Source organism: Kineococcus sp. G2 (genome assembly GCF_037154035.1).
Lineage (GTDB): Bacteria > Actinomycetota > Actinomycetes > Actinomycetales > Kineococcaceae > Kineococcus.
The window spans coordinates 1-6,188 of record NZ_JBBBEM010000029.1 but is presented as its reverse complement, the minus strand read 5'-3'; the positions used below and the strand labels follow the sequence as shown (position 1 = coordinate 6,188).

The window sequence follows — 6,188 nt, the reverse complement described above, 5'->3', positions numbered from 1 at the left end:
GCGCACGCCGCCGGCGTGCGCGCGGTGCGGGATCACTTCGCCTGGCGCAGCCAGGTGTTGGACTGGACCCAGGTGCGGACGACAGCAGCGGTCTTCGCGCGCCCGGAGTAGTCCTTGCCGCCCTTCTGGACGAAGAAGTCGCCGCCGGCGTTCGGGTCGGGCGAGGAGCCCTGCAGGTTGTGCCAGGCCGCGCCGAGCGACTTGCCCGCGGCGTCGCCGTCGCCGGAGTACCGGTTCGCCTTGATGAACTCCAGCACCTTCCCGGCGAAGAAGCTGTTGTCGCCGAACTGGACGCCGTACTCGGGCAGGTACCACGGCACGCCCTGCGACTGCGCGAACGCGTCCCAGGCGCCGATGCCGACGGGGCCGCCGTTCTGCGTGCGGTTGACCTCCGCGGCCCACTTCGTCTCGTCGTTCGCCCGGGAGAAGTCGTAGTAGTCGACGCCGATCGCGTCGACGTACTGCTTGCCGGGGAACATCGTCCGGACGTCGACCGACGTGGACGTGTCGCGGTTCGGCGACCACACCAGGTGGAAGCGGTCGTCGTCACCCATGACCGCCTGCCACTTCGGGTGCACGACGGTGCGCCAGTACTTGACGAAGTTCGCCGCGTCACCGGAGTTGCGGACCGACCAGTTGTACCAGTTGCCGTTCATCTCGTGGAACGGGCGGACGTAGACGTGACCCTTGCGGTCGCCCCACTTGGACTTGATCTCGCGGAAGGTGGCCTCGAGCTTGGCGTCGATCCCCGGGCTCGCCCAGCTGGCGATCTTGTGCTGGGTGGCGATGTCGAGGTCGTAGTCACCCAGGCGGGAGACGCTGTTCGCGCCGTACTCGCTGCTCGCGGTGTCGATGGCCCACACCTTGCCGTTGTCGGCCCAGGTCGCGTAGAGGCCGTGCTTGGTGCCGGTCCAGCGGTTGAAGTCGCCGTTGGCGGCGCCGGTCACCGACGCACCGATGGTGGTGGCGTTGAAGTCGTCCTGACCGGCCGGCGCGGGAGCGCTCGCGGTGGGCGTCGGCGAGGTCGTCGGGGTGGTCGTCGGGGTGGTCGTCGGAGTGGTCGTCGGGGTGGTCGTCGGAGTGGTCGTCGGGGTGGTCGTCGGAGTGGTCGTCGGGGTGGTCGTCGGGGTGGTCGTCGGGGTGGTCGCGCCGGCCGAGGCGGTGGTGACCGTCACGGAGCGGCTGACCTGCTTGCCGCTGAGCACACCGCTGACGGTGACCGTGTACTTCGTGCCCGGCTTGAGATTCGTCAGCTGCTGCGGCGAGGTGGCGCCCGCGGCGGACGTCCAGGCGCCGTAGCCGCCGACGTCGACGCCGTCGCGGCCGAAGGTGGCCTGCTGCAGCTCCTTCGGCCACGAGACGGTGATCGCGCTGGTGCCGCTCGCGGTGGCCTTCACGTCGAGGGCCGGCGCGGCGGTCGGCGCTGCGGTGCTCGTGCTCTTGGGGGTGGCCGTGGGGGTGGAGGTGGCCGTGGGGGTGGCCCTCTGCTTCAGCGTGGTGACGAGGTCACCGTCGTTCTCCACCGCGAGGGTGTAGACGCTGCCGTCGGGGGACGTGATCGTGGCGCCGCGGCCCAGGTCGAAGAGGTCGGAGACGACCGCGGTGGCGGGCGACATCGACAGGGTCAGGGCGGCGGTGAGGACGCCGGTGCCGACGGCCCAGGGCCAGCGGCGCTTCTGCTTCGTCTGAGCGGTGACCGACGTGGTGTTCTCGCGCACGAGGGGGGGATCCTCTCTGGAAATCAGCAACGTGTTGTGCTAATGAGGTCGGTCCTCCCTCGGGCCACCTTGAGGATCCAATGCACACCGATCGGGTGCGGCCGGTCGGGATCCCCGCCGCACGGCCTCGCACGGCCCGCGCACGCACCGCCACCGGGCCGTCCGCACGGGGCTCACCCGGACGCGCGACGGCCCGGCCACCCCCTCGGGGGTGACCGGGCCGTCGTGCGCGCGTCCCAGGCGGTGGGCTCAGGCGGTGAGCGTCTCCTTCAGCTCGGAGATGCGCGCCAGCAGGCCGTTGACGAACTTCGGCGACTCGTCGGTGGACAGCTCCTGGCTGATCTCCACGGCCTCGCTGATGGCGACGTGGTCGGGCACGTCGTCGGCGTGCAGGACCTCCCACACGCCGATGCGCAGCACCGCCCGGTCCACCGCGGGCATCCGGTCGACCGTCCAGCCCATCGAGTACGTGGAGAGGACCTCGTCGATGCGGGGCAGCTCGGCGACCACGCCCTCGACGAGCGTGACGGCGTAGTCGCCCACCGGCGGGTCGGCCCGCACGATCTTGTCCTTCAGCACGGTCAACGGCTCCAGGCGGCGCTGGTCGGCCTCGAAGAGGACCTCCAGCGCGCGCCGGCGCGCCTTGCGGCGGGCCGCCACGTCAGTTCACGCGGCCGAGGTAGTCGCTGGTGCGGGTGTCGACCTTGACCTTGGTGCCCTGCTCCAGGAACAGCGGCACCTGGATCTCGGCGCCGGTCTCCACGGTGGCGGGCTTGGTGCCGCCGGTGGAGCGGTCGCCCTGCAGGCCGGGCTCGGTGTAGGTGATCTCCAGCACCACGGAGGCGGGCAGCTCCACGTACAGCGGGGTGCCCTCGTGGGTGGCGATGATCACCTCCTGGCTCTCCAGCATGTAGTTCGCGGCGTCGCCGACGGTGGCGGGCGGGACCGTGATCTGGTCGTACGTCGAGGAGTCCATGAACACGAAGTCCTCGCCGTCGCGGTACAGGTACTGCATGTCCCGCTTGTCCACGGTGGCGGTGTCGACCTTGGCGCCGGCGTTGAAGGTGCGGTCGACGACCTTGCCGGACAGGACGTTCTTCAGCTTCGTGCGCACGAAGGCACCGCCCTTGCCGGGCTTCACGTGCTGGAACTCGACCACCGACCACAGGTTGCCGTCGAGGTTGAGCACGGTGCCGTTCTTCAGGTCGTTCGTCGATGCCACGTCGTCTCTCAGTCCGTCTCGTCGTCCGTGCTTCCCGCGGGCCGGGACCGGGCGCGGGTGTGGTGACGCCATCGTACCGAGGACGGCGCGCTCGCCCCGACCGCGCGGGTCGCGCCCGTCCAGCGCGGGTCGGTCGCGGGTCAGTCGCGGCTGATCTCGGCGTAGGCGGCCTGCAGCATCGCCGGATCGGGCCCCTCCAGGCGCGAGGGCCGGCCGATGCCGTCGAGCACCACGAAGCGCAGCAGCGCCCCGCGGGACTTCTTGTCGCGCTTCATGGCGTCCAGCAGCTGCGGCCAGCGGTCGCCCCGGTAGGTGACCGGCAGGCCCAGGGAGGTCAGGACGGCGCGGTGCCGGTCGGCGTCGGCGTCGGACAGGCGCCCGGCCATGCGGGCCAGCTCGGCGACGTAGACGAGGCCCACGCTGACGGCGGCGCCGTGGCGCCACTGGTAGCGCTCGACGAGCTCGACGGCGTGGGCGAAGGTGTGCCCGTAGTTGAGGACCTCCCGCAGGCCGGACTCCTTCAGGTCCTCCCCCACCACGCGCGCCTTGACCCGGATCGCGCGCTCCACCAGCTCGGCCAGGACCGGCGAGCGCGGGTCCGTGGCGGCGTCCACGTCCGCCTCGACGAGCTCCAGGATGCGCTCGTCGGCGATGAACCCGCACTTGACGACCTCGGCGAGCCCCGCGCGCAGGTCGTGCGCCGGCAGGGTGTCCAGGGCGTCCAGGTCGCACAGCACCCCGGCCGGCGGGTGGAAGGAGCCGACGAGGTTCTTGCCCTCGGCGGTGTTGATGCCGGTCTTGCCGCCCACGGCGGCGTCCACCATGGCCAGCAGCGTCGTCGGCAGGTGCACCACCCGCACGCCGCGCAGCCAGGTGGCGGCGACGAACCCGGCCAGGTCGGTGACCGCTCCCCCGCCCACGCCCACGACGGCGTCGGAGCGGGTGAAGCCGGACTGGCCCAGCACCGTCCAGCAGAACGCGGCGACCTCCGCGGACTTGGCCTCCTCGCCGTCCGGGACCTCCGCCAGCACCGCGTCCAGGCCCTGCGCGGCGAGGTCCTCGCGCACCGCCTCACCCGTGGCGCGCAGGGCGCGCGGGTGCACCACGAGGACCTTCTCGGCGCGATCGCCGAGCAGAGCGCGCAGCTCCCCGAGCAGGCCGCGCCCCACGAGCACGTCGTAGGGGGCGTCCCCGGGCACGGTGATCCGGGTCGGCTGGGTGGGCTCGCTCATCGGTCCTCCGGGTCTCGCGCGGTGCGCTGCGTCTCGATCAGCCGCAGGACGTCGCGGGCGACCTCCTCGGCCGTCCGCCCGTCCGTGGGCACCGCGACGGTAGCGACCTCGTCGTACAGGCGCTGACGCGCGGCGTGCAGCTGGGGCAGGTCGGGGCGCTGCAGGAGCGGGCGGTTGGCGTCCCCGGCGGTGCGGGCGCGGGTCTGCTCGAGGCTGACGCGCAGGTGCACGACGGTGTGCTCGCGCAGCCGCTCGCGGGTGGCCGCGCGCCCGCAGGCGCCGCCGCCGAGGGAGACCACGGCTTCGGGACCGGCGAGGACGTCGGCGACGGCCCGCTCCTCCGCCTCGCGGAAGGCGTCCTCGCCGTCGGTGCGGAACACCTCCGGGATGGGCCGGCCCGCCCGGGCCTCGACGACGTGGTCGGTGTCGGTGAACGGCAGGGCCAGGTGGGCGGCGAGCAGGCGGCCCACGGTGGTCTTGCCCGCCCCCATGAAGCCGACGAGGACGATCACGGTGGGGCTCCTGCGGACTCGGCGAAGAGGGCTGCTGAATCATAGACCCGCCCTACCGACGTTCCTCCACAGCACGACGGCAATCGGCGCCGCCTCGCATCGCCGTGCCCCCGCGTGAACCAGAACACAAGGGCAGAATGACTCGGCCAGGTTCGATGAGCCGTGGGACCACAACCCTGGGGTCGCCATCGATTCTGATGTCGCCCACCCCCACCGGCGAAGTACCGGGGTGCCGACCGGGCCGCGCTCGGCACCCCGGGCTCAATAGACGCTACTCAGAGTCGAAGTCCCGCAAGACCCGCCTTGCTGATGAAGGACCTGTAGTAGACGAGGCCCGCCTTGGTGATGGCCTGCTGCGCAGCGGGACGGTAGCGGTTGTAGTTGTTGATCGCGTTGATCTCCTGCTGATCACTGATGTCGCCGCGCTGCGAAAGCTGGTAGTTGCAGTTCGCGAGGCCCGTCAGGTGGACAGCCTGAGCCAGGCTGCTCTGACGCAACCGCTCTGCCTTGTTCGCCGCCTCCGTGTACCGAGTCAGGCAGTTGTTGAACGCAGTAGCAGCGGGCGAGAGCGCATTCGCCGGCGCCGCCGTGGTCACGAAGCCACCGAGCGCCACACCCGCTCCGACGACGACCGCAACTGCCCTGCGACGGAAACTGTTCCTCATCACCCAACTCCTTGGATCACGCCACCTTCACGGAGACCCACAGCCGGCCGTGCACAGCTGGTCCGGCACGGATCTTCCGGAGACCCCTTGTCCCTGGTGGCTCGACCACGACCATAGCGAGCGGACTCGGGAACGCGACCGACTCACCAGCCAGGTCACTCGAAAGAACCCCTCCTTCGACACTCCCGACCCGTGGGCGTGCACTTGCTCAACTGATTCAGATGATCGCATCGACAACGCGGGGCGAGATCGAGCAGCCCACGAGGGGGCCTTCCGGAAGCAGACGGGCCCCTGGCGCATCGTGCTGGGCCAGGCGCAGGCTGGTTCGCACAGCCGTCGGCGTGAGGGTCCGCCTCCGGGAGGTGATCGGCGATGAACTCTGGGAACTCCTCGCCCCACGCGTCCCGACACCACTGCCAGCAGCGCACGAGCGGATACGCGAGCGGACCGCCCACGGCACACGGATGCGCGCCGCGTCCGAGATCACCCAGGACGACTCCATCGTCAGCGTCGACCACAGCGGCGCCGCCCACAAGCACTCAGCCGGTGCCCGGAGAGGTGGGGCTGCGAAGCTGCAACGGCACCCGCACACCGAGCGACGTCGTTGGCGACAAGGAGTGCACGCACACCTCGGCCCACCAGGCGCTACGCCGAGGTGCACCAGAGCATCCATCTCGGAGAAGACCGACCAGTGCGCGCACCGCCAAGCCACAGGTCCCGACGGCGGTCGACCACCCGTCTTCGACGTCGGTACCTACCGTCAGCGCATCGTCGTCGAACGCTGCATCGACCGACTGGTCTCAGTGACTGTTTCAGATGTCGGTGCTGATGGGCCATGC

Annotated in this window: 6 protein-coding genes; all 6 read right to left on the bottom strand. The window is 70.9% G+C overall.

The window, feature by feature from the left end:
* Nucleotides 1–32: 32 nt before the first annotated feature.
* Complete coding sequence (locus V9U69_RS06065; RefSeq protein WP_337060458.1) at nucleotides 33–1,718, bottom strand: glycosyl hydrolase; 1,686 nt, start codon at nucleotides 1,716–1,718, stop codon at nucleotides 33–35.
* A 249-nt stretch (nucleotides 1,719–1,967) separates the two neighbouring features.
* On the bottom strand, nucleotides 1,968–2,378 hold the full coding sequence (gene nusB, locus V9U69_RS06060; protein ID WP_337060457.1) for a transcription antitermination factor NusB: 411 nt from the start codon (nucleotides 2,376–2,378) through the stop codon (nucleotides 1,968–1,970).
* A gap of 1 nt (nucleotide 2,379) precedes the next feature.
* Nucleotides 2,380–2,940: an elongation factor P gene (efp, locus tag V9U69_RS06055; RefSeq protein ID WP_337060456.1), complete on the bottom strand. Its 561-nt coding sequence runs from the start codon at nucleotides 2,938–2,940 to the stop codon at nucleotides 2,380–2,382.
* Nucleotides 2,941–3,080: 140 nt separating this feature from the next.
* Nucleotides 3,081–4,172 carry a 3-dehydroquinate synthase gene (gene aroB, locus V9U69_RS06050; RefSeq protein WP_337060454.1) on the bottom strand — a complete coding sequence of 364 codons (1,092 nt, stop codon included), beginning with the start codon at nucleotides 4,170–4,172 and terminating at the stop codon, nucleotides 3,081–3,083.
* Nucleotides 4,169–4,684, bottom strand: coding sequence for a shikimate kinase (locus V9U69_RS06045; protein WP_337060452.1), 516 nt, complete (start codon nucleotides 4,682–4,684; stop codon nucleotides 4,169–4,171). Before V9U69_RS06045 ends, aroB begins: the two co-directional genes overlap by 4 nt.
* 275 nt (nucleotides 4,685–4,959) lie before the next feature.
* Complete coding sequence (locus V9U69_RS06040; RefSeq protein ID WP_337060450.1) at nucleotides 4,960–5,349, bottom strand: hypothetical protein; 390 nt, start codon at nucleotides 5,347–5,349, stop codon at nucleotides 4,960–4,962.
* Nucleotides 5,350–6,188: the final 839 nt, after the last annotated feature.